The following is a 301-nucleotide window of genomic DNA, read 5'->3' as shown; positions in this document are numbered from 1 at the left end:
TGGTGCAATTAACGAGGTTGCGCGAGAGGAACTGATCGAGGGTATGCAGGCGAACATGCCGAAAGCATCCTGCGCTCCTGCGTGCACTGCGGTTTCTGCAACGCCACCTGCCCGACCTACCAGAAGCTCGGCGACGAGAAGGACGGACCGCGCGGGCGGATCTACCTGATGAAGCAGATCGCCGATGAGCGGCTGGCTCGTCGATTGATGGCGCTCCAGCAGCGACGGGTACGGCTCCAGCAGGCGCTCCACGCAGCAGGCACCTTCCGGGCGGCCTGGTCGTTGCCGGCGTGGTTCTGCT

Annotated in this window: 1 pseudogene; it reads left to right on the top strand. The window is 64.5% G+C overall.

Annotated elements, in window-relative coordinates:
• Window positions 1–66 precede the first annotated feature (66 nt).
• Window positions 67–178 (top strand): annotated as a pseudogene (locus U8L64_RS01925) (4Fe-4S dicluster domain-containing protein); the annotation flags it as partial.
• Between the last annotated feature and the right edge of the window lie 123 nt (window positions 179–301).

The organism is Pseudomonas sp. FIP_A4, assembly GCF_036701605.1.
Lineage (GTDB): Bacteria > Pseudomonadota > Gammaproteobacteria > Pseudomonadales > Pseudomonadaceae > Stutzerimonas > Stutzerimonas phenolilytica.
The sequence above is the reverse complement of the archived record's forward strand: the minus strand, read 5'-3'. Positions and strand labels throughout refer to the sequence as shown.